Raw genomic sequence first — 18,751 nt, forward strand, 5'->3', positions numbered from 1 at the left:
CGAAACACGCGCTCTATAGCGGATGGATGTCCCGGTGCGAGCGAAACATAGAGCAGATCGATGCGCTACGATAGCGCCCCCGGCCGGCCCAGCGCGCCCTCGTACAGGTCGCGGTAGCGGGCGATCATCACCGCCTCGTCATACTCCGCCACCGCCCTTGCCCGGTTCGCCGCCCCGACCTGCGCGCGCAAGGCCGCATCGTTGACCAGCGCCTGCATCACGTCACGCAGGCGAACCTCGGTCGGCCATTCGGCGATGAACGGCGCGTTGTCGGCCGACACCATCCGGCGCAGATCGCCGACCGGCAGCGCCGCGACCGGCAGGCCGGCGGCCATCGCCTCGACCACGCTGGTCGGGAACTGCTCGCTCAGCGACGACATCGCGACGAGATCGAACAGCCGCAGGAAACGATAGGGCCGCTCGACGAAGCCCGGCATCACCAGCCGGTCGGCGATCCCCATCGCCCGCGCCGCATCCTCGATCGCGGCACGTTCCGGCCCCTCGCCGACGATTACCAGCCGGAACCGGCCGGACAGGCCACCGGCGGCGCGGACCAGCGCGGTCAGGTTCTTCACCGGCTGCAACGCCGCGACCGCGCCGATCAGCACCTCGCCATCGCGGCGCGTCAGGCCCGGGATCGCGGCCGGATCGGGGTCCGCCCGATAATGCGCGGTCGCGATGCCGTTGACGATGCGGTGGACCCGGTCGCGCGGCTGTTTCCAGGCACCCAGCGCGATCCCCTCCAGCGCCTCCGACGGCACCACCAGCCCCTGCGCGGCGGTCAGCGCGACGCGGCGGTACAGGTTGCGCTCGATCTTCAGGCCATCGGCCTCCTCCGCGCCGAAGCCATCCTCATGATGGATCAGCGGCGGCATGTCCTTGCCGAACACCCGCCGCGCCATGACGCCGTCGATCGCGCCCCAGCCATAGGTCAGCACCAAATCGAACCGCCGCATCAGCCGCGCGATCGCCTCGTACCGCGCGACCGAGGGTTTGCCGGCCAGCGGCGGCGCATTCTGCGCCACTTCGTATGTGACGCCGGGGCCGATCATCGCCCGCCCGTCCAGCGAATCGGGATCGCCGGACACGATGACGTGGCGCGCACGCGGTCCCCACGCCGCCATCAACCGGGCGGCACGCGCCTCCTTGCCCCCCGTTCCGAAGGAGGCGTGAAGGTGAAGAATGGAAAGCGGCGCGGTCATATCGCCCCGTTAAGCAGTTCCCTCCACAATTGCACGATCGCTTGACGAGCGCGGCCAAGATGTGCTGCGATGCAGTAAGTTAATCTGACTGGGAGATTACGACGATGATTAAGTCCATGATTGCCGGCGCCAGCGCGCTGATGCTGACTGCCTCTCCGGTGCTGGCGGCAACCGCCAATCCGGCATCGTCGCTCTCGGTGAAGTCGAGCGTTCGCGCCGCCGCGCCGTCCAGGCGTGACAGCAAGCTCGCCGGCCCCGGCGCGATCGTCGGCCTGGTGCTGGCCGCTGCCGTCATCGCCGGCGGTATCTATCTGGTGGTCGACGACGACGATTCGGACAGCAACTAAGATATCGGGACAGCCGGCGGTCGTCTGGGCCGCCGGTCGTTCCTGCATTCGATGCTGAAGACGGCTGGCATTTGCCGGCCTTTTTTATGTCTGCGGCAACGAGAATGATCCGATCAGGCGGCATCGCCCGCTGCGATCCGCCGGATGCGCGCATCGAATCGCGCCTCCGAGTGTCGGATGACCCTCCGGATCGCCGCCGCGATCAGCGCGAAACCGGCGATCAGCATCGCCCAGGTCGCCGGTTCGGGCAGATGCGACAGACGATCCGCGTTGACGTCGGCCTCGCGCGCTAATGCCGGCCGCACCGCGATCCGCGCGATCTGGCCGATCCCCGACAATTCGACCCGGTCGTTCGCGGCTTCGGCCACACCCAGCAAGCGGCCCGCCGCATCATAGGCGCTGACCCGGATCGGCGCACCGCCGGCGGCCAGCAACGAGAACGACTGCGCCGGCATCGACAGCGTCCGGTCGGCATTCACGAACAATATGTCGGCATCCGCCAATCCATCGCCACACAGCGCGGTATGGCGGGCGGCAAGGTCCGCACAGTCCTCGACCACGCTGCCGGTACGATCGACGGCGACGCGATAGATCGATCCGGCATCGTCCGACGCGACCGTCGTGGCCGCCGCCGGCACTGCGATCCCCATCATCAACGACGCACCCAGCGCCGACCAGCACCGCATCGGTCACTCCCCCCAGGCGACAATCCTGCCCCCGATCCTACCGGTCGGTCAGACCCGCCTCAAGATACTCAGGCAAAGGCATCCGTCCCGATATGGGTGATCCGGCACGCCAGATCGGCCTCGCCGCTGGCGACGATATAATGGTCCCCCGCCTCGACAATGCCGGTCGTGAAGACGACATTGTCGAGGTATATCAGGTCCTTCAACGGCTCGGTCAGATGCGGCGCCGGTTCCAGCAGCGGCGCGTGCTGCGTCCGGATCGTCACCGAAGGATCGTCGCGGTCCAGGATCGACCAATAGGTACGATAGATACCGACCACCCCCGATGGCTCCACGCCGTGCCACAGCGTCAGCCAGCCGTCCGCCGTCAGGATCGGCGGCGTCCCGCCCCCCATCCGCGCGGTCGACACGGTGCCGGCATGCGGACGGATGCCCGGCCGGTCGTGCGGTTTCCAGTGCAGCGCATCGGGCGACGACGCCAGATTGATCGACGGCCCCGCACGCCACGGGCTGTCCGGCGGATAGGCGAAGTACAGGTCGCCCAGCGGCCGCGTCTGCGCCCAGTATTTGCCGGCGATCTGCCCTTCGAAGATCAGCATGTCCTTGTTCTGGTGATCGAGAACGATCCCCTCCAATGTCCACTCGATCGCATCGGGGCTGGAATACAGCGTGGTCGAATGACGCTCCGGGCTGACCGAACAGGTGGTCATCAGATACCGGTCGCCGACCCGGCTGATCCGTGCATCCTCGACGCCGTAGCATTGATAATCCGCCGCCGGCACGATCGCCCGGTCGTAATGGACCGCCACCACCGCCGTCCCGTCCGCCGTCAGCTCGACCGGCAACAGCCATGACAGGCTGGTCAGCGCCATCACCTTCCACCCGCCGCCCCGCATCATGAACTTGCGCGGATCGGCGGTGTCGACCAGTTGCAGTGGCCACGGATCGAGGTGATAGCCATCCGCCGCCCAGCGGATCGCATGGACATGGCCATCGACGATCGGCTGCCGCAACGCCTCCGCCACCCGCACCATCATCAGCAGATTGCCATTGGCAAGCCGCGTCAGGCCGGGATTGAAGGTGCCGAGGATATAGGTCTCGGCCGCGATCTTGCCGGCCAGCGGGGACCGCGCCAGATCGAGATCGCGCGGCGTGAAGACGAGTTGATCGAAGCTCATACGGCATTTTGGGCGGGATGGCCGCGGATTGCCAGCACCGATCGCCCAACGATCGGCGTCCTCTAAATCAATCCAGCCGCGCCAGCCACCGATCGATCGCCGCCGCCGCGACGGGTTCGTCCAGCATCGGTGCATGCCCCACCTCCGGCACGACGGCGAGATCGGACTGCGGCAGCGCCGCCGCCATCCGCGTCGCCGTCGCCACGCCGAGCAGGTCCGATCGCTCGCCGCGCACCAGCAGGACGGGAATGTCCGCCAGGCCGGCCAGCGCCCCCCACATGTCCGGCCCCGTCTCCGCGCCCGGCACGCGCATCGGCTCGGCGATCCGCAGGTCGTAATCCAGCACGATGCGGCCGTTGCCGGTCAGCCGGTACAGCCGCTTGGCCATGCCCAGCCACTGGTCCAGTTCCCATTCGGGATAGATATCGGCGTTGTTCTCCTGCACCGTCCGCGCGGCGTGCAGCCAGGTCGGACAGCTCGATCCCTTGCCGACATAGCCGCGAATCCGGTGCAGCCCCGCCGCCTCGATCTCCGGCCCGATATCGTTCAGCAGCGCCCCCGCCAGCCGCCCGCGCGCCGGCCCCGCCAGCAACATCGTGACGATGCCGCCCAGCGAGGTGCCGACCGCCACGAACCGGCCGATGCCTTGATCGCTCAGCAAGGCCTCGACATCCTGTACGTATGTCAGCGGCACATAGGTCATCGGGTCCTTGGCGTAACCGCTCTCCCCCCGCCCCCGGAAATCGACCGCGATCACCCGCCGATCGCCGCTCCGCGCCTCGGCGAAGGCGGCGAAATCGCGGGCGTTGCGGGTCAGGCCGGGCAGGCAGATCAGCGGCAACTTCGCCGGATCGCCCGGATAATCGCGGGCGTGCAGGCGGATGCCGTCATTCGACCACCAGTGGATGTTTGCATAAGCGGCCATGTTGCGTCCCGGGTTGATCGACACCCATATCGCGGCATGGCATCCACCCCGCAAGCATATCGCCCCGAACAGACCCTCCTGACCCTCGGCCCCGACTTCTACGATCCGGTCGCCGCCGCCGACTTCCCCGAAACGACGCTGCGGTTCCGCAACGATCGCGCCGCGGCCGATGTCGGCCTCGATACGCTGGGCGATGCGGAATGGCTGGCGCATTTCGGCCGGTTCCAGCCGCTGCCCGGCACGCTGCCGCAACCGCTGGCGCTGCGGTATCACGGCCATCAGTTCCGCAACTATAATCCGGACATCGGCGACGGCCGCGGTTTCACCTTCGCGCAGATGCGGGACGGCGACGGCCGGCTGATGGACCTCGGCACCAAGGGATCGGGCCAGACCCCGTGGAGCCGTTTCGGCGATGGCCGCCTGACCCTGAAGGGCGGCATCCGCGAAATCCTCGCCACCGAGATGCTGGAGGCGCTGAACGTCCCCACCTCGCGCACCCTGTCGCTGATCGAGACGGGGGAGGAGCTGGCGCGCGGCGACGAACCCTCCCCCACACGATCGGCGGTGATGGTACGGCTGAGCCACGGTCATGTCCGCATCGGCACGTTTCAGCGGCTCGCTTACCTTCGCGACGAGGTGAATATGAGCCGGCTGGTCCGCTATGTCCTGACGAACCTGTACGACGAGCCGGGCGACGATCCGGTGCGACTGCTGGATCTGGTCGTCGGCCGCACCGCGCGGCTGGCGGCGCGGTACATGGCGGCGGGGTTCGTTCACGGCGTGCTGAATTCCGACAACATCAACGTGACGGCCGAGAGCTTCGATTACGGGCCATGGCGGTTCGCGCCGACGTGGGACCCGGCCTTCACCGCCGCCTATTTCGATCATCAGGGCCTCTACGCCTTCGGCCGCCAGCCTGAGGCGATCGGCTGGGACGTGATGCAACTGGCATCGTCGCTGCGCCTGATCGCCGAGAGCGATCCACTGATCGCGGCGCTCGACGGTTTCGCGCCGCGCGTTCAGGCGGAGCTGACGGCGGCGGTGCTCTGGCGGCTGGGACTGATGCCGGTCGACGACCTCACCGACCGGGCGACCGTGCGCGCGGTCGAACAGACGCTGCGCACCACCGGCCATCCAATCGACCGTTTCTTCTTCGATGCGTTTGGCGGCGCGCTGCCAGACGAGTATGGCGAACCATGGGCGGCGGTACGCACCACGATCGCCGGGCATCGGCCACGCAAAACACGCGACGATGGCTATTGGGCGGGCGAGCCATGCGCCATGCTGATCGACGAGGTCGAGGCGATCTGGGCACCGATCGCCGCCACCGACGACTGGTCGATGCTGCACGAAAAACTGTCCCATATTCGCCGGATGGGGGCCGCGCTGGCGTGATCGACAAGCGCCGAACTTAGGTTAAAGACACACGATGGCCGAGCTTCTCTCGTTTGAACCTGCGACCGGCGCCGAACTGGCGCGCCTGACGATCGGCAACGCCGATGACGAGGTCGCCGCCGCGCGCGCCGGCTGGGCGGACTGGGCGGCCAGACCGCTCGCCTTCAGGATCGAAACGATGCGCCGCTTCGCCAATGTCGTGCGCCAGCGGCACGAGGCGTTCGCCGACCTGATCGCGCGCGAAACCGGCAAGCCCGTGTGGGAAGCCCGGACCGAGGTCGATTCGGTGATCGCCAAGGTCGATATCTCGATCGCCGCCTATGCCGATCGCACGGCACAGCGGCGGATGGACGGCCAGATGGGAACGCGGATCGCCGTGCGTCACAAGCCGCATGGCGTGCTGGCGGTGCTCGGCCCGTACAACTTCCCCGCGCACCTGCCCAACGGCCACATCGTCCCCGCCCTGATCGCCGGCAACGCGGTGGTGTTCAAGCCATCGGAAAAGACGCCCGCGACCGGCGCCTTCCTGGTCGAATGCCTGCATGTTGCCGGGGTGCCGGATGCCTGCGTCAGGCTGTTGATCGGCGGCGCCGACGAGGGGCGCGCGCTGGCGGAACATCGCGGGATCGACGGCCTGTTGTTCACCGGATCGGCCCGCACCGGGCTGGCGCTCAATCGCCTGTTCGCCGACCGGCCGGAAAAGATGCTGGCGCTGGAAATGGGCGGCAACAATCCGATCCTCGTCTGGGACACGCCCGATATCCACACCGCCGCCGTACTGGTGGTGCAGTCCGCCTTCACCAGCGCCGGCCAGCGTTGCACCGCCGCGCGGCGGCTGATCGTGCAGGACCGACTGCACGACGCGCTGGTGGCCGAGGTGGACAAGCTGATCGACCGGCTGGTCGTCGGCGCCCCGCACGATACGCCGCAACCCTTCATGGGGCCGGTGATCGACAACGAAGCCGCCGACCAGTTGACCGAAGGCTTTCTCGACCTGCTGATGCGCGGCGGCCGGCCGATCCGGCATCTGGAACGCCCCGATCCCGCCCTGCCCTTCCTGCGCCCGGCGATGATCGACGTCACCGGCGTCGCCGATCGCCCGGATGTCGAGATGTTCGGACCCGTCTTGCAGGTGATCCGCAGCGACGATTTCGACGCCGCCATCGCCGAGGCCAACAACACCCGCTACGGCCTGTCCGCCTCGCTCGTCAGCCAGACGCCGGCTCTCTACGACCGGTTCTGGGCGAACGTCCGCGCCGGCATCGTCAACTGGAACCGGCCGACCAACGGCGCCGCCAGCAACGCCCCGTTCGGCGGCGTCGGCTGGTCGGGTAACCACCGCCCGTCCGCCTATTATGCCGCCGATTACTGCGCCTATCCGGTCGCCTCCAACGAGGCGGATGCGGCGAGGGCGGCGATCGGCATCGGCCTGCGTGACGCCTGACAGACCATCCGGCGCCAGTTTGATCGTGACAGCTTGATGACAGCCGGGGCATGGGCGCCGCCATGCGCCATCTTCCCCTGCTCGCCGCCGCCACCGCCCTGACCCTCGCCGCGCCGACGATGGCGCAGACGACGCAGGACGAACAGGTCTGGCTGAACCTGACCGTGCAGGGGCCGATCGACGGCAAACTCGTCTATTTCGCCGAGGTCCAGCCGCGTATCGGCCAAGGCATCTCGCACCTCGACCAGCTGATCGTCCGCCCGGCGATCGGATACCGCGTCACCCCGCGGCTGACGCTGTTCCAGGGCTATGCCCATGTCTTCCTGCCGATCGAGGGCGCGCCCGACCGCAACGAGGATCGCGGGTTTCAGCAGGCCAGCTGGATCGTGCCGACCGCGAAGGGCGAACTGACGTCGCGCACCCGGATGGAGCAACGCTGGCGTTCGGACGGCCACGACACCGGCTGGCGCCTGCGCGAGATGCTGCGCTACGAACTGCCGATCAAGGGCAGCAAGGTGCGTGCGTTGGGGTCGGTCGAGGGCTTCGTCGCGCTCAACGCCACCGATTGGGGCGTACGCGACGGCTTCGATCAGGTCCGCACCTTCGCCGGGGTCGAGGTGACATTGTTCGGCCAATCGACCGCCGAACTCGGTTATCTGAACCAGACGATCAACCAGGCCGCCGGGCGGACGCAGATGAACCACGTCGCCTCGATCAGCGTCTTCATTCGCCACTGATACTACCCTGTTCCCCGGCGGAGGCCGGGGTCCAGTCGGGTGAAGCATGGTGATTTTTCAGGACCGCCTTCCCAACTGGACCCCGGCCTTCGCCGGGGAACCACGTTACCTCACTTCGGCTTGGCGGCGATCCAGTCGCCGATCTTCTTTTCCAGCACCGGCATCGGCAGCGCACCGGTATCCAGCACCTCGGCATGGAACGCACGCGGATCGAACGCCGCCCCTTGCGCCGTCTTCGCCTGCGCCTTCAGCTTCAGGATGGTCAGCTGGCCGATCTTGTACGCCAGCGCCTGCCCCGGGATCGCGATATAGCGTTCCACCTCGGCGGTCGCGTCGGTCAGGCCCATCGGCGAGTTCGCGGTCATGTACGCGATCGCCTTGTCGCGGCTCCATCCCTTGGCGTGCAGCCCGGTATCGACCACCAGCCGCATCGCGCGCAGCATCTCGTCCGACAGGCCACCCATGCGCTGATACGGATCGGTCTCCATGCCCAGATCGGGCCACAACGTCTCGGCATAGAGCGCCCAGCCCTCGACATAGGCGGTGTTGCCGCCAAAGCGCATGAACGCCGGCAACGCCTTGTTCTCCTGTGCCAGACTGATCTGGAAATGATGCCCCGGCACCGCCTCGTGCAGGTACAGCGTCTCCATGCCCCAGGTATAGCGGGCAGGCAGGTCATAGGTGTTGTAATAGAAGATGCCCGGCCGCGATCCGTCCGGCGTGCCGCTGTTGTACGACCCCGCCGCGTCGCTCTTCGCGCGGAAATCGGGGACGGGGCGAATTTCCAGCGGCGTCCTGGGGATCAGCGAGAATTGCTCGCGGACGCGCGCGTCGATGCGCTTGCCGATCGCCTCGTACCCGGTGCGCAGGGCATCGGCGGAGGCGGGCTGGAACTTCCTGTCGGTCCGCAGATAATCGAAGAACTGCGCCAGCGTCCCCTTGAAGCCGACCTTCGCCTTCTGCGCCTCCATCCCGGCGGTGATCCGCGCGACTTCGGACAGGCCCAGCCGATGCACGTCCTCCGCCTTCAGCGGCAGCGTGGTGCTCTCCTCGATCCGGAACGCATAAAGCGCCGCCCCGCCCGGCAAGGCTGACAGGCCCACCGTGTCGCGCGCTTTCGGCAGATATTCCTTCGCCAGGAAATCGCGCATCCGCTGGTGCGCCGGATTGATGACGTCGCGGATCTGCGCCGCATAGGCCGCCTTCAACCGCGTCTGGTCGGCCGCCGGGATGCTGGCTGGGAACATCGTCACCGGCGCGTAGAAGGTCGATTTCTCGACACCCTCGGCCAGCAGATTGTCGAACTGGGTGATCAGGTTCCGCACGACCAGCTTCGGCTGCGTCACCCCCTTCGCCATGCCCTCGCGCAGGCGGGCGATCACCCGCTCGTACAGCGCGGCATAGCCGGCGTTGCGCTTCAGGTTGTTGTCGTAATCCAGCACCGTCTTGAACGGCGCCGCGCCCTTGCCCGAAGCGAAATCGGGATAGAATGTCTGGAAGCCGCCGAAATGGCTGATCGGCAGCAACCGGTCGACGTTCAGCACCGCCGGCGCGAAACCACGCTGCGCGATCTCCAGCCCGTTGCCGAACACGTCATAGGCGATCTGGTCGACCGGGGTCAGCTTCGTGCGGTCGATCGCCCGCAGCGCCTTCAGGTCGGCTTCGACATTCGCCTTGTCCTTCGCGGTTCGTGCATCGGTCAGATACTCGCCGAACTGGTCGGCGTAGCGCATGTCGCCCCGCCCGATCGCGCCGAGCGGCCCCAGCTTCAGATCACGCTCGTCGCTGTCGTAGAACAGCCGCTTCAGCCGCGCGTCCTCTGGCCCATCGCCGGGCATCGGCACGGGCGGCGGCAGCGCCTGCCCGAACGACGGGGCGGCAACCGTAGCGAGCAACAGGGCGGCAACAATAGACAGGCGCATGAATTCGGACTTTCTTTGCGCGTCGGATCGCCCACGCGGATGCCACTGCCTAACGCCACAAACACCCCTGCGAAAGAAGGACTAACGGTATCCCCAAGCAAAGGTGACTGGCCCCGCGCCCGCGCTTTCCCCATCTGGCAGGTATGGCGACGCTTCTCGATCCGCACGCGCGCGGCCGCGTAATTCTGGTGGGTGCAGGCCCCGGCGATCCCGGCCTGCTGACCGTGCGTGCGGTGGAGGCGATGAAGATCGCCGATATTGTCGTGCATGACGGCCTGATCGACCCGCGCGTACTGGAACTGGCCCCCGCCACCGCCCAGCGCATCTCGGTGGCCAAGCGCCGCGCCCGCCACACCCTGCCGCAAGAGGCGATCAACGCGCTGATCGTCGCGCATGTGAAGACCGGTGCGATCGTCATCCGGCTGAAGGGCGGCGACCCCTTCATCTTCGGCCGCGGCGGCGAAGAGGTCGAGGCGGTCCGCGCCGCCGGCCTGCCCGTCGAGGTGATCCCCGGCGTCTCGGCGGCCCTTGGTTGCGCGGCGGAGGCGATGCTGCCGCTCACCCACCGCGATCATTCCAGTGCGGTGTCGTTCGTAGCCGGCCAGTGCAAGCCTGCCCTGAGCGGCGCCGAAGGGGGGCTGTCTGATCAGGACTGGTCCGGCCTCGCCGGGCAAGGTCGCACGCTGGTGATCTACATGGGCGTCGCGACCGCATCGGACATCGCCGACAAGCTGATGGCCGATGGCGTCGCCCCCGACATGCCCGTCGCCGTGCTGGAACGCGGCACGCAGGCCGGATCGCGCGCGATGAAGACGCTGCTCGCCGATCTCGGCCCGATGGTCACGCGGGAGGGCGTTGGCAGCCCGGCCGTGATCGTCGTCGGCGAGGTCGTGGAACTGTCCGACGCGGTGGACAAGCTTGCCCGCTGGGCACGGATCGCGGAAGAGACGGCGGCATGAAGATACTGACCGGAAACGACCTGCCGACAGGCGACGTGACATGGTGGACCGGCTCCGGCTGGTCGCGCCATATCGAGGACGCGATCGACGTCGGCGATCAGGGTGAGGCGATCGCGCGGGCCGAGGAAGGCGCCCGCCGCGTCAACGTCCCCTATGTGATCGACGCGACACCGACCGCCGACGGCCCCCGCCCCGCCCACATCAAGGATCGCATCCGCGCACTGGGGCCGACGGTGCGAGTCGACCTGACCTTGAAGCCCGCCGATCCCGCTGCCGGGAGTTGGGTGATATGAACACTGCAATAGATCCTCCCCGGCACGGGGAGGTGGCAGGCCGCAGGCCTGACGGAGGGGGGCTTCCCCAAGCGCGTCGCCTGTGGCCCACCCCCTCCACCAGCTTCGCTGGTCCCCCTCCCCGTGCCGGGGAGGAATCGAGGTAACATGTATAAATACGACCAGTATGACCAATCGATCGTCGACGCCCGCGTCGACGAATTCCGCGATCAGGTCACCCGCCGCCTCGCCGGCCAGTTGACCGAGGACCAGTTCAAGCCGCTCCGGCTGATGAACGGTCTCTACCTTCAGCTGCACGCATATATGCTGCGCGTGGCGATTCCCTATGGCACGCTCGACAGCCGCCAGATGCGCACACTGGCGTCGATCGCCCGCGATTACGATCGCGATTACGGCCACTTCACCACGCGCCAGAACCTGCAGTTCAACTGGATCAAGCTGGAGGATACGCCCGACATCCTCGCCCGCCTCGCGACGGTCGAGATGCACGCCATCCAGACCAGCGGCAACTGCATCCGCAACATCTCGTCCGACCAGTTCGCCGGCGCCGCTGCCGACGAGGTCGCCGACCCGCGCCCATGGGCCGAGCTGATCCGCCAGTGGAGCACCTTCCACCCGGAATTCAGCTACCTGCCGCGCAAGTTCAAGATCGCCGTCATCGCCAGCGACGAGGATCGCGCCGCGATGCGCCTGCACGATATCGGCATTCAACTGGTGGAGCGTGACGGCGAACTGGGCGGTCGCATCTATGTCGGCGGCGGCATGGGTCGCACGCCGATGATCGCGCCGCTGATCCGCGATTTCGTCACCGCCGACGACCTGATGAGCTATCTCGAAGCCGCCCTGCGCGTCTACAATCGCTACGGCCGCCGCGACAACATGTACAAGGCGCGGATCAAGATCCTCGTCCATGAAATCGGCGCCGACGAATATCGCCGTCAGGTCGAGGAGGAATTCCTCGCGGTAAAAGCGCTGGGCATCGATCCCCCCGCCGCCGAACTGGCGCGCATCACCGCGATGTTCGCCCCGCCCGCCTTCGACACCGACGCGCCCGATGCCGTCGATCGCAGCGATCCCGACTTCGCCGTCTGGCTCGACCAGAACGTCCGCGCCCATAAACAGCTCGGCCACGCGATCGTCACGATCAGCCTGAAACCGGTCGGCGGCATCCCCGGCGATGCCTCGTCGGCGCAGATCGACCTCGTCGCCGATCTGGCCGAACGCTACAGCTTCGACGAGCTGCGCGTCACCCACGCGCAGAACCTCGTCCTGCCGCATGTGCGCAAGGCCGATCTGTACACGATCTGGCAGCAACTGACCGACGCCGGGCTGGCCGAGGCGAACCTCGACCTCGTCACCGACATCATCGCCTGCCCCGGCCTCGATTATTGCAGCCTCGCCAACGCCCGCTCGATCCCGCTGGCCCAGAAGATCGCCGTGCGCTTCGCCGATCGCAGCCGCGATCTGGGCGAATTGAAGCTGAAGATATCCGGCTGCATCAACGCCTGCGGCCATCATCATGCCGGCCATATCGGCATCCTCGGCGTCGACAAGAAAGGCACCGAGAATTATCAGTTGTCGTTCGGCGGATCGGGGGCAGAGGATGTGTCGCTCGCCAAGATCACCGGCCCCGGTTTCGACGAGGACGGCGTGGTCGAGGCGATCGAGCGCGCCACCGACACCTATGTCGCCCTGCGCGAGGAGGGTGAGCGTTTCCTCGACACCTATCGCCGCGTCGGGATGCAGCCGTTCAAGGACGCGATCTATGGTTGAGTCCGCCACCGAAACCACGCTCCGCTTCCGCGACGACGAACCGCACGACGAACCCGCCGTCACCCTCGACGCGTTCCTCGCCGAACAGACCAACGCCACCGCCGTCCGGCTGGAGGCGGGCGAGGATGCCCGCGCGTTGCTCCCCTATCTCGACCGGCTCGCGCTGGTCGAAGTCAGCTTCCCCACCTTCCGCGACGGTCGCGGCTATTCCGCCGGGCGCGTCCTGCGCGAGGCGGGATACACCGGCGAGTTGCGCGCCCAGGGCGACGTGCTGGTCGATCAACTGCCGCTGATGCGCCGCTGCGGCTTCGACAGCTTCGCACCGCAGGCGGAGATCGACGGCGAGGCATTGCGCCGCAGCCTCGACCGCTACGATTTCCGGTATCAGGCCGCCGCCGACGCCGCCGTACCGGTCTGGAAACTGCGACATGGCTGAGGCCGCCCGCCGGATCGACACGATCGACACCACCCCCGCCTTCACGGCCGCCGATGCCGCGGCGTTTCAGGCGCGGTACGAGGGTGTGCCCGCAGCGGCGATGCTGCGCGATCTGCTGATCGGCGAACTGGCCGGCCGCATCGCCTCGGTTTCGTCGTACGGCGCGGAATCGGCGGTGCTGCTGCACATGGTCGCCAGCGTCGATCCCGACGTGCCGGTGATCTTCACCAACACGCAGAAAATGTTCGGCGAGACGCTCGCCTATCGCGACGAGCTGTCGGAGCGACTCGGCCTGACCGACCTGCGCGTTTTCCGTCCCGATCCGCGTCTGCTGGCGGCGAAGGACAAGACCGGCCTGCGCTGGTCCTACGATCCCGACGGCTGCTGCGACCTGCGCAAGGTCGAACCGCTGCGCCGCGCGCTCGCGCCGTTCGATGCGTGGATTTCCGGCCGCAAGGGCTTCCAGTCCGGCACCCGCATCGCCCTGCCCCGGTTCGAGGAGGATGAGGGCCGACTGAAGATCAATCCGCTCGCCGACTGGACCAAGGCGATGCTCGACGCCTATTTCGCCGAGCACGAACTGCCGCGCCATCCGCTGGAGGCGCAGGGCTATCTATCGATCGGCTGCGCGCCCTGCACCACGAAGGTCCAGCCCGGCGAGGACCCGCGTTCGGGTCGCTGGCGCGGCTGGGACAAGGTGGAATGCGGCATCCACGTCTCCACGCTGCCGGGCGAAGACCCCGTTTTCTAACGATGACGCCGGCGACGCGGCCGCATCGGTGATGCGTCGTCAGCGCCGCCGGCGTTGGTCGCGCCGCGATTTCCCCCCGGGCACGGCCTCATCCTGACCGCCGATCGAGCGGCCCGCATCCCCCAAACAGACTAAAGAGTTGCCTGCCGACGACTCTTTGGCGATGCTGCCCGCAACAGGCCGGGGGCGCCATGACGGACGGGGACGGGGAACGGATAGTCGAATGCTTTCGCGAGGCGGCGATGGGGATGATCGACTGGTCGGTTCCCCTGTCCGCCCTCGCGCAGGCGACCAGGTCGCGGATCGCGCAACTGGCGGCGATCAATGCGCAAGGTGGCCTCGCCTTCAACTATCTGACCGGCTGCTCCACCGACGAGGAAACCGCCTATCTGGCCGCCGGCGGACCCAACCCTTTGGTCAATCCGCGCACCCGCGCGCTGATGATGGCATCGCCGCTTCACTGCATGGTCGACAGCGACTTCATATCGCCGATGGGGCGCCAGCGTACGCCGATCTACAACGGCCTGTTTCACGAAAGCGACGTGCCGTTCGCCATGCTCACCCGGCTGGACAGCCCGACCGATCTGGTCGCCACGCTCAGCCTGCTTCAACCGGGATCGGTCGGTGAGGCGGAGGCCGCCGATGTCCGCTTCGTCGATGCCATCGCCCCGGCGATCAGTGCGGCGATCCATGCCGCCATCGCGCTGGGCACGACGGTCGACCAGTCGCTCGTCACCACCGCCGATCACCTGTCGGGCGCGGGCATCCTGCTCGGCCCCGATATGTCGATCGCCGCGCTGTCGCCGGGTGCGGAGGCGCTGCTGCGCGATGCCACCCATCTGTCGGTCCGCGCCGGCCGTCTGATCGCGGCCTGCCCACGCACGGCGGCGTCGCTGGAACACGCCTTCGCCGCGATGAACGCCCATGGCACCGAATGGCGCGGCGCGGTGCCGATCACCCTGTCCGGTGCGATGACATCGGCGACGCCGCTGTTCGCCGATATGTGTCCGCTGCCCCGGCGACCATCCGGCCCCCTGTCGCAGGCGCGGGCTCTTCTGGCGATCCGGATGCCGCGATCGGATGCCGCGCTGGACGATGTCCGGCTGATGACGGCGTTCACCCTCACCCCGTCGGAACTGGAAGTCGCCCGCTCGCTGCTCCGGGGTGACGATCTCGCCACCATCGCCCGCCGGCGGCGCACGTCGCTGGCCACCGTGCGCAGCCAGTTGCGATCGCTCTTCGTCAAGACCGGCTGCCATCGTCAGGCCGAACTGGTCCTGACCCTGCGCGCCTATTGCTGATCCCCGATCAGTACCCCGCATAATCGGAGAAGCGGGTGATCGTCGGATCGAACTTCATGATGACCTTGCCCGTCGCACCATGGCGCTGTTTCGCCACGATCAATTCCGCCAGACCATAGACCCGCTCCATGTCGGTCGCCCATTTCTGGTGATCCTCGAACACGCGGCTGTCGTCGCCCTCGGTCGGGCGCTTGGGCTCCTTGGCGGCGACGTAGTAATCCTCGCGGAACACGAACCACACCATGTCCGCATCCTGCTCGATCGATCCCGATTCGCGCAGATCCGACAGCATCGGCCGCTTGTCCTCGCGGCTTTCCACCGCGCGGGACAGCTGCGACAGCGCCAGCACCGGCACGTTCATGTCCTTGGCCAGCGTCTTCAACCCGCGCGAAATCTCTGAGATTTCCTGCACGCGATTGCCCTCGCTCGACTTGCCCGACCCGCTCAGCAGCTGGAGGTAATCGACCACCACCAGCCCGATCTGGTTGTTGTGCCGCCGCTGCAGTCGCCGCACGCGGGTGTGCAGCGCGCTGATGCTGAGACCACCGGTATCGTCGATGAACAGCGGCAGATTCTCCAGCTCCGCCGCCGCCGCCGCCAGTTGCCCGAACTCCGCCCGGCTGATCTTGCCCATGCGCAGGGACTCCGACGATATCCTCGCCTGCTCGGCCAGAATACGCGTCGCCAACTGGTCGGCGCTCATTTCCAGCGAAAAGAACGCCACCTTCGCCCCCACCGAATCGGCCGGTGCGATGCCGTCCTCCATGTCCCGCATCCAGCGCCGCGCCGCGTTGAACGCGATGTTGGTCGCCAGCGACGTCTTGCCCATGCCCGGTCGCCCGGCGAGGATCATCAGATCCGAATGATGCATGCCGCCGATCTTGGCGTTGATCGAATCGAGTCCCGTCGTCACGCCCGACAGATTGCCGCCGGAATTCAGCGCCCGCTCGGCCATCTTGACCGCCATCGTCGTGGCCTGCGCGAAGGTCTTGGTCGCGTTCTCGGCACCGCCGTCACCGGCGACCTTGTACAGTTCCTCCTCCGCCGCCTCGATCTGCGCGCGCGGGTTCACCTCTTCGGACGTGTCCATCGCCCGGTCGACCAGCGTCCGCCCGACGGTGACGAGCGCCCGCAGCATCGCCAGATCATAGATCTGCGTCGCGAACTGCCGCGCGCCGATCAGCCCCGCACCCGATCCGGTCAGCCCCGCCAGATAGGCCGGGCCACCCAGTTCCTTCATCCCCTCGTCCGCCTCAAACATCGGACGCAGCGTGACAGGTGTCGCCAGCATGTCATTGGCGCGCAACGTCTTTATCGATGCGAAGATGCGGCCGTGCAGCGGTTCGTAGAAATGCGCGGGTTCCAGCCGGTCGACCAGATCGTCCGCCAGCCGGTTGTCGATCATCATCGCGCCCAGCATCGCCGCCTCCGCCTCGACATTGCGGGGCAGGTGCTGCGGCTCGGCGGCGGCGATGGGAGTCGGGAATGCGAGGGTTGCCATCCCCTGCTCATACGCCGCCTGTGCCCGCCTTCAAGCAATGGTCGATGGAACGATGCCGATAAGTGACAGCCACCGTCCGCCCCGCTATCCGATGGGAATGACCGACCCCGTGGTCCCTCCCGCCACCGCCCACGGCGATCCGCGCATCATCGATGTCGAACTGGACGAACGCAGCATCGGCTGGCGGTCGGCCGATGTCGATCAGGAGCGGCGGATCGCGATCTTCGACCTGATCGAGGGCAATCACTTCGCGCCACAACGGCCGCAGGCGGACGGCTATGCCGGCCCCTACCGGATCAAGCTCGAATCGGAGGAAGGTCGCCTCGGCATCCACATCTACCGCGAGGATCGCAGCCACCTCGAAACGCTGGTCCTCGCGCTCGGTCGCTTCCGGCGGCCGATCAAGGACTATTTCGCGATCTGCGACAGCTATTACCAGGCGATCCGCGCCGCGACCCCGCAACAGATCGAAACCGTCGACATGGCCCGTCGCGGCGTCCACAACGACGCCGCCGAGTTGCTCCGCGAGCGTTTGGCGGGCAAGATAGACGTCGATTTCGATACCGCCCGTCGCCTGTTCACGCTGATCTGCGTGCTTCACCTGCGCGGCTGACCACCCCCAAAAGGACTACATGACCATTATCCGCAAGGCCGCGCTGGCCCTGTCGCTGCTCGGCGCGACGGCCATTGCCGGGTGGCATCATGCCACCGTCTGGCAACCCTCGACGAAGACCTATCCGTTGCAGGGGATCGATCTGGGCGCCACCCCCGGCGCGGTCGAATGGGGCTTCGTACGCGCCGCCGGTGCCGATTTCGCCTATCTGGCCGCCACGGTGGGCGCGGACCGGCGCGTTTCCTCGTTCGAGGCGAACTGGAACGCGCTGCCCGCCGCCGGCCTGCGCCGCGGCGCAGTGCACCTGTATTCACTGTGCCAGCCGGCCGAGGCGCAGGCGAACGCCTTCAACACCGTCGTTCCCCGCCTCGCCGATGCACTTCCCGCCGCGGTCGACGTCGATTTCCGCGAGGATTGCACCGACCATCCCGAACCCGCCGCCCTGGTCCGCGACGTGCGCCTGTTCGTGAAGATGGTAGAGGCGCATACCGGCAAGCCCGTGCTGCTGCGCGTCGGCAAGGCGATGGACGCCGCCTATGCGCTGTCCGACGCCATCCACCGTCCGATCTGGGCGAAGGCGAACTTCCTGAAACCGGATTACGCCGCCCGCCCGTGGCGCTTGTGGCGCGCCAGCGACATGCGCCGTATCGAAGGGGTCGAGAACCCCGTGAACTGGGACGTCACCGCATCATGACCGATACCCCCGCCCTGCCCTCCACGCTGATCGCCACCGCCCGTGCCGCTGCGCTGAACGCCCACGCGCCCTATTCGCGCTTCGCCGTCGGTGCCGCGCTGTTGATGGAGAATGGCGACGTCATCACCGGCGCCAATGTCGAAAACGCCAGCTACGGCCTGTCGCTCTGCGCCGAAACCGTCGCCATCGCCACCGCCAGCGCCGCCGGCCGCCTGCGCGAGATCGTGGCGATCGCGGTGATCGGCGGCGCGATGGACGCGGACGGCAGGCCGACCGGCACCGTCCCCGTCAGCCCCTGCGGCCGCTGTCGACAGGTCATCAACGAAGCCGCGCAGATGGGAAGCCGCGACCTGCCCGTCCATTGCGGCGCGGCGGAAGGGGATGCGGTGCGGACCTATCGATTGTCCGATTTATTGCCGGACGCTTTCGGGCCATCCGATCTCGGTATATCATAGGTTTGTCAGCACGCCTGTCCTGTTATGGGACATAAACAGACTGCATCACTGCTATAAAGTTACCGATCATTAATGAACTTTTGATGTGCTGGAGAATTTCCCGGGAACCAGTGCGGTCGCCAATCGTGAGCGTCCGCTT

Annotated in this window: 19 protein-coding genes; 13 read left to right on the forward strand and 6 right to left on the reverse strand. The window is 67.2% G+C overall.

Annotated features, from left to right (window positions below; translation table 11 throughout):
• Positions 1-65: 65 nt before the first annotated feature.
• A complete protein-coding gene (locus tag JAO74_RS08805; RefSeq protein WP_199037098.1) occupies positions 66-1,202 on the reverse strand; it encodes a glycosyltransferase family 4 protein in 1,137 nt (378 codons plus the stop codon).
• 104 nt (positions 1,203-1,306) lie between these two features.
• Here JAO74_RS08805 and JAO74_RS08810 point away from each other — a divergent pair, with 104 nt between their 5' ends.
• Entirely contained in the window at positions 1,307-1,549 is a 243-nt protein-coding gene (locus tag JAO74_RS08810) for a hypothetical protein (RefSeq protein WP_199037100.1), read from the forward strand.
• A gap of 113 nt (positions 1,550-1,662) precedes the next feature.
• Here JAO74_RS08810 and JAO74_RS08815 read toward each other — a convergent pair whose 3' ends face one another.
• The 3 genes from JAO74_RS08815 to JAO74_RS08825 all read right to left on the reverse strand — a co-directional run bounded on the left by JAO74_RS08815 (position 1,663) and on the right by JAO74_RS08825 (position 4,338).
• Positions 1,663-2,235, reverse strand: coding sequence for a PEPxxWA-CTERM sorting domain-containing protein (locus JAO74_RS08815; RefSeq protein WP_199037102.1), 573 nt, complete (start codon positions 2,233-2,235; stop codon positions 1,663-1,665).
• Positions 2,236-2,303: 68 nt separating this feature from the next.
• A complete protein-coding gene (locus JAO74_RS08820; RefSeq protein WP_199037105.1) occupies positions 2,304-3,413 on the reverse strand; it encodes a glycoside hydrolase family 130 protein in 1,110 nt (369 codons plus the stop codon).
• A 67-nt stretch (positions 3,414-3,480) separates the two neighbouring features.
• Entirely contained in the window at positions 3,481-4,338 is an 858-nt protein-coding gene (locus JAO74_RS08825) for an alpha/beta fold hydrolase (protein WP_199037107.1), read from the reverse strand.
• Positions 4,339-4,374: 36 nt separating this feature from the next.
• On the opposite strand from JAO74_RS08825, the gene JAO74_RS08830 reads away from it, so the two are divergent.
• The 3 genes from JAO74_RS08830 to JAO74_RS08840 all read left to right on the forward strand — a co-directional run bounded on the left by JAO74_RS08830 (position 4,375) and on the right by JAO74_RS08840 (position 7,914).
• Positions 4,375-5,733: a protein adenylyltransferase SelO family protein gene (locus tag JAO74_RS08830; RefSeq protein WP_199037109.1), complete on the forward strand. Its 1,359-nt coding sequence runs from the start codon at positions 4,375-4,377 to the stop codon at positions 5,731-5,733.
• A gap of 34 nt (positions 5,734-5,767) precedes the next feature.
• A complete protein-coding gene (gene astD, locus JAO74_RS08835) occupies positions 5,768-7,177 on the forward strand; it encodes a succinylglutamate-semialdehyde dehydrogenase (protein WP_199037111.1) in 1,410 nt (469 codons plus the stop codon).
• Positions 7,178-7,239: 62 nt separating this feature from the next.
• Complete coding sequence (locus JAO74_RS08840) at positions 7,240-7,914, forward strand: DUF2490 domain-containing protein (RefSeq protein WP_199037112.1); 675 nt, start codon at positions 7,240-7,242, stop codon at positions 7,912-7,914.
• A gap of 110 nt (positions 7,915-8,024) precedes the next feature.
• On the opposite strand, the gene JAO74_RS08845 is transcribed toward JAO74_RS08840, so the two are convergent.
• Positions 8,025-9,836 carry a DUF885 domain-containing protein gene (locus JAO74_RS08845; protein WP_199037114.1) on the reverse strand — a complete coding sequence of 604 codons (1,812 nt, stop codon included), beginning with the start codon at positions 9,834-9,836 and terminating at the stop codon, positions 8,025-8,027.
• Positions 9,837-9,979: 143 nt separating this feature from the next.
• On the opposite strand from JAO74_RS08845, the gene cobA reads away from it, so the two are divergent.
• The 6 genes from cobA (at position 9,980) to JAO74_RS08875 (ending at position 15,349) form a co-directional block, all read left to right on the forward strand.
• Positions 9,980-10,795 carry a uroporphyrinogen-III C-methyltransferase gene (gene cobA, locus JAO74_RS08850; RefSeq protein WP_199037116.1) on the forward strand — a complete coding sequence of 272 codons (816 nt, stop codon included), beginning with the start codon at positions 9,980-9,982 and terminating at the stop codon, positions 10,793-10,795.
• On the forward strand, positions 10,792-11,088 hold the full coding sequence (locus JAO74_RS08855) for a DUF2849 domain-containing protein (RefSeq protein WP_199037118.1): 297 nt from the start codon (positions 10,792-10,794) through the stop codon (positions 11,086-11,088). The genes cobA and JAO74_RS08855 overlap by 4 nt, the downstream gene beginning before the upstream one ends.
• Positions 11,089-11,235: 147 nt before the next feature.
• Positions 11,236-12,861, forward strand: coding sequence for a nitrite/sulfite reductase (locus JAO74_RS08860; RefSeq protein ID WP_199037120.1), 1,626 nt, complete (start codon positions 11,236-11,238; stop codon positions 12,859-12,861).
• Positions 12,854-13,297, forward strand: a complete 444-nt coding sequence (locus tag JAO74_RS08865) for a DUF934 domain-containing protein (protein ID WP_199037122.1) — start codon at positions 12,854-12,856, stop codon at positions 13,295-13,297. Before JAO74_RS08860 ends, JAO74_RS08865 begins: the two co-directional genes overlap by 8 nt.
• Entirely contained in the window at positions 13,290-14,048 is a 759-nt protein-coding gene (locus JAO74_RS08870; RefSeq protein WP_199037124.1) for a phosphoadenylyl-sulfate reductase, read from the forward strand. Before JAO74_RS08865 ends, JAO74_RS08870 begins: the two co-directional genes overlap by 8 nt.
• A gap of 191 nt (positions 14,049-14,239) precedes the next feature.
• On the forward strand, positions 14,240-15,349 hold the full coding sequence (locus tag JAO74_RS08875) for a helix-turn-helix transcriptional regulator (RefSeq protein WP_199037126.1): 1,110 nt from the start codon (positions 14,240-14,242) through the stop codon (positions 15,347-15,349).
• Positions 15,350-15,356: 7 nt separating this feature from the next.
• Here the strand turns inward: JAO74_RS08875 and JAO74_RS08880 are convergent, their stop codons facing one another.
• Complete coding sequence (locus JAO74_RS08880; protein WP_199037128.1) at positions 15,357-16,850, reverse strand: replicative DNA helicase; 1,494 nt, start codon at positions 16,848-16,850, stop codon at positions 15,357-15,359.
• 97 nt (positions 16,851-16,947) lie between these two features.
• On the opposite strand from JAO74_RS08880, the gene JAO74_RS08885 reads away from it, so the two are divergent.
• From JAO74_RS08885 to cdd, 3 genes are read left to right on the forward strand one after another with little or no spacing between them, the layout of a single operon-like run.
• Positions 16,948-17,463, forward strand: a complete 516-nt coding sequence (locus JAO74_RS08885; RefSeq protein ID WP_199037130.1) for a UPF0262 family protein — start codon at positions 16,948-16,950, stop codon at positions 17,461-17,463.
• A 19-nt stretch (positions 17,464-17,482) separates the two neighbouring features.
• The gene (locus JAO74_RS08890; RefSeq protein WP_199037132.1) at positions 17,483-18,157 is read left to right on the forward strand and encodes a GH25 family lysozyme; all 675 of its coding nucleotides are present in this window, start codon (positions 17,483-17,485) and stop codon (positions 18,155-18,157) included.
• Complete coding sequence (gene cdd, locus JAO74_RS08895) at positions 18,154-18,612, forward strand: cytidine deaminase (RefSeq protein WP_199037134.1); 459 nt, start codon at positions 18,154-18,156, stop codon at positions 18,610-18,612. The genes JAO74_RS08890 and cdd overlap by 4 nt, the downstream gene beginning before the upstream one ends.
• Positions 18,613-18,751 lie beyond the last annotated feature (139 nt).

The sequence above is a fragment of the Sphingomonas mollis genome (assembly GCF_016427505.1).
Classification (GTDB): Bacteria; Pseudomonadota; Alphaproteobacteria; order Sphingomonadales; family Sphingomonadaceae; genus Sphingomonas; species Sphingomonas mollis.

Coding starts and splice junctions, on each gene's coding strand:
- JAO74_RS08805 (WP_199037098.1), bottom strand. CDS start 1,202: ATGACCGCGCCGCTTTCCATTCTTCACCTTCACGCCTCCTTCGGAACG.
- JAO74_RS08810 (WP_199037100.1), top strand. CDS start 1,307: ATGATTAAGTCCATGATTGCCGGCGCCAGCGCGCTGATGCTGACTGCC.
- JAO74_RS08815 (WP_199037102.1), bottom strand. CDS start 2,235: ATGCGGTGCTGGTCGGCGCTGGGTGCGTCGTTGATGATGGGGATCGCA.
- JAO74_RS08820 (WP_199037105.1), bottom strand. CDS start 3,413: ATGAGCTTCGATCAACTCGTCTTCACGCCGCGCGATCTCGATCTGGCG.
- JAO74_RS08825 (WP_199037107.1), bottom strand. CDS start 4,338: ATGGCCGCTTATGCAAACATCCACTGGTGGTCGAATGACGGCATCCGC.
- JAO74_RS08830 (WP_199037109.1), top strand. CDS start 4,375: ATGGCATCCACCCCGCAAGCATATCGCCCCGAACAGACCCTCCTGACC.
- astD (WP_199037111.1), top strand. CDS start 5,768: ATGGCCGAGCTTCTCTCGTTTGAACCTGCGACCGGCGCCGAACTGGCG.
- JAO74_RS08840 (WP_199037112.1), top strand. CDS start 7,240: ATGCGCCATCTTCCCCTGCTCGCCGCCGCCACCGCCCTGACCCTCGCC.
- JAO74_RS08845 (WP_199037114.1), bottom strand. CDS start 9,836: ATGCGCCTGTCTATTGTTGCCGCCCTGTTGCTCGCTACGGTTGCCGCC.
- cobA (WP_199037116.1), top strand. CDS start 9,980: ATGGCGACGCTTCTCGATCCGCACGCGCGCGGCCGCGTAATTCTGGTG.
- JAO74_RS08855 (WP_199037118.1), top strand. CDS start 10,792: ATGAAGATACTGACCGGAAACGACCTGCCGACAGGCGACGTGACATGG.
- JAO74_RS08860 (WP_199037120.1), top strand. CDS start 11,236: ATGTATAAATACGACCAGTATGACCAATCGATCGTCGACGCCCGCGTC.
- JAO74_RS08865 (WP_199037122.1), top strand. CDS start 12,854: ATGGTTGAGTCCGCCACCGAAACCACGCTCCGCTTCCGCGACGACGAA.
- JAO74_RS08870 (WP_199037124.1), top strand. CDS start 13,290: ATGGCTGAGGCCGCCCGCCGGATCGACACGATCGACACCACCCCCGCC.
- JAO74_RS08875 (WP_199037126.1), top strand. CDS start 14,240: ATGACGGACGGGGACGGGGAACGGATAGTCGAATGCTTTCGCGAGGCG.
- JAO74_RS08880 (WP_199037128.1), bottom strand. CDS start 16,850: ATGGCAACCCTCGCATTCCCGACTCCCATCGCCGCCGCCGAGCCGCAG.
- JAO74_RS08885 (WP_199037130.1), top strand. CDS start 16,948: ATGACCGACCCCGTGGTCCCTCCCGCCACCGCCCACGGCGATCCGCGC.
- JAO74_RS08890 (WP_199037132.1), top strand. CDS start 17,483: ATGACCATTATCCGCAAGGCCGCGCTGGCCCTGTCGCTGCTCGGCGCG.
- cdd (WP_199037134.1), top strand. CDS start 18,154: ATGACCGATACCCCCGCCCTGCCCTCCACGCTGATCGCCACCGCCCGT.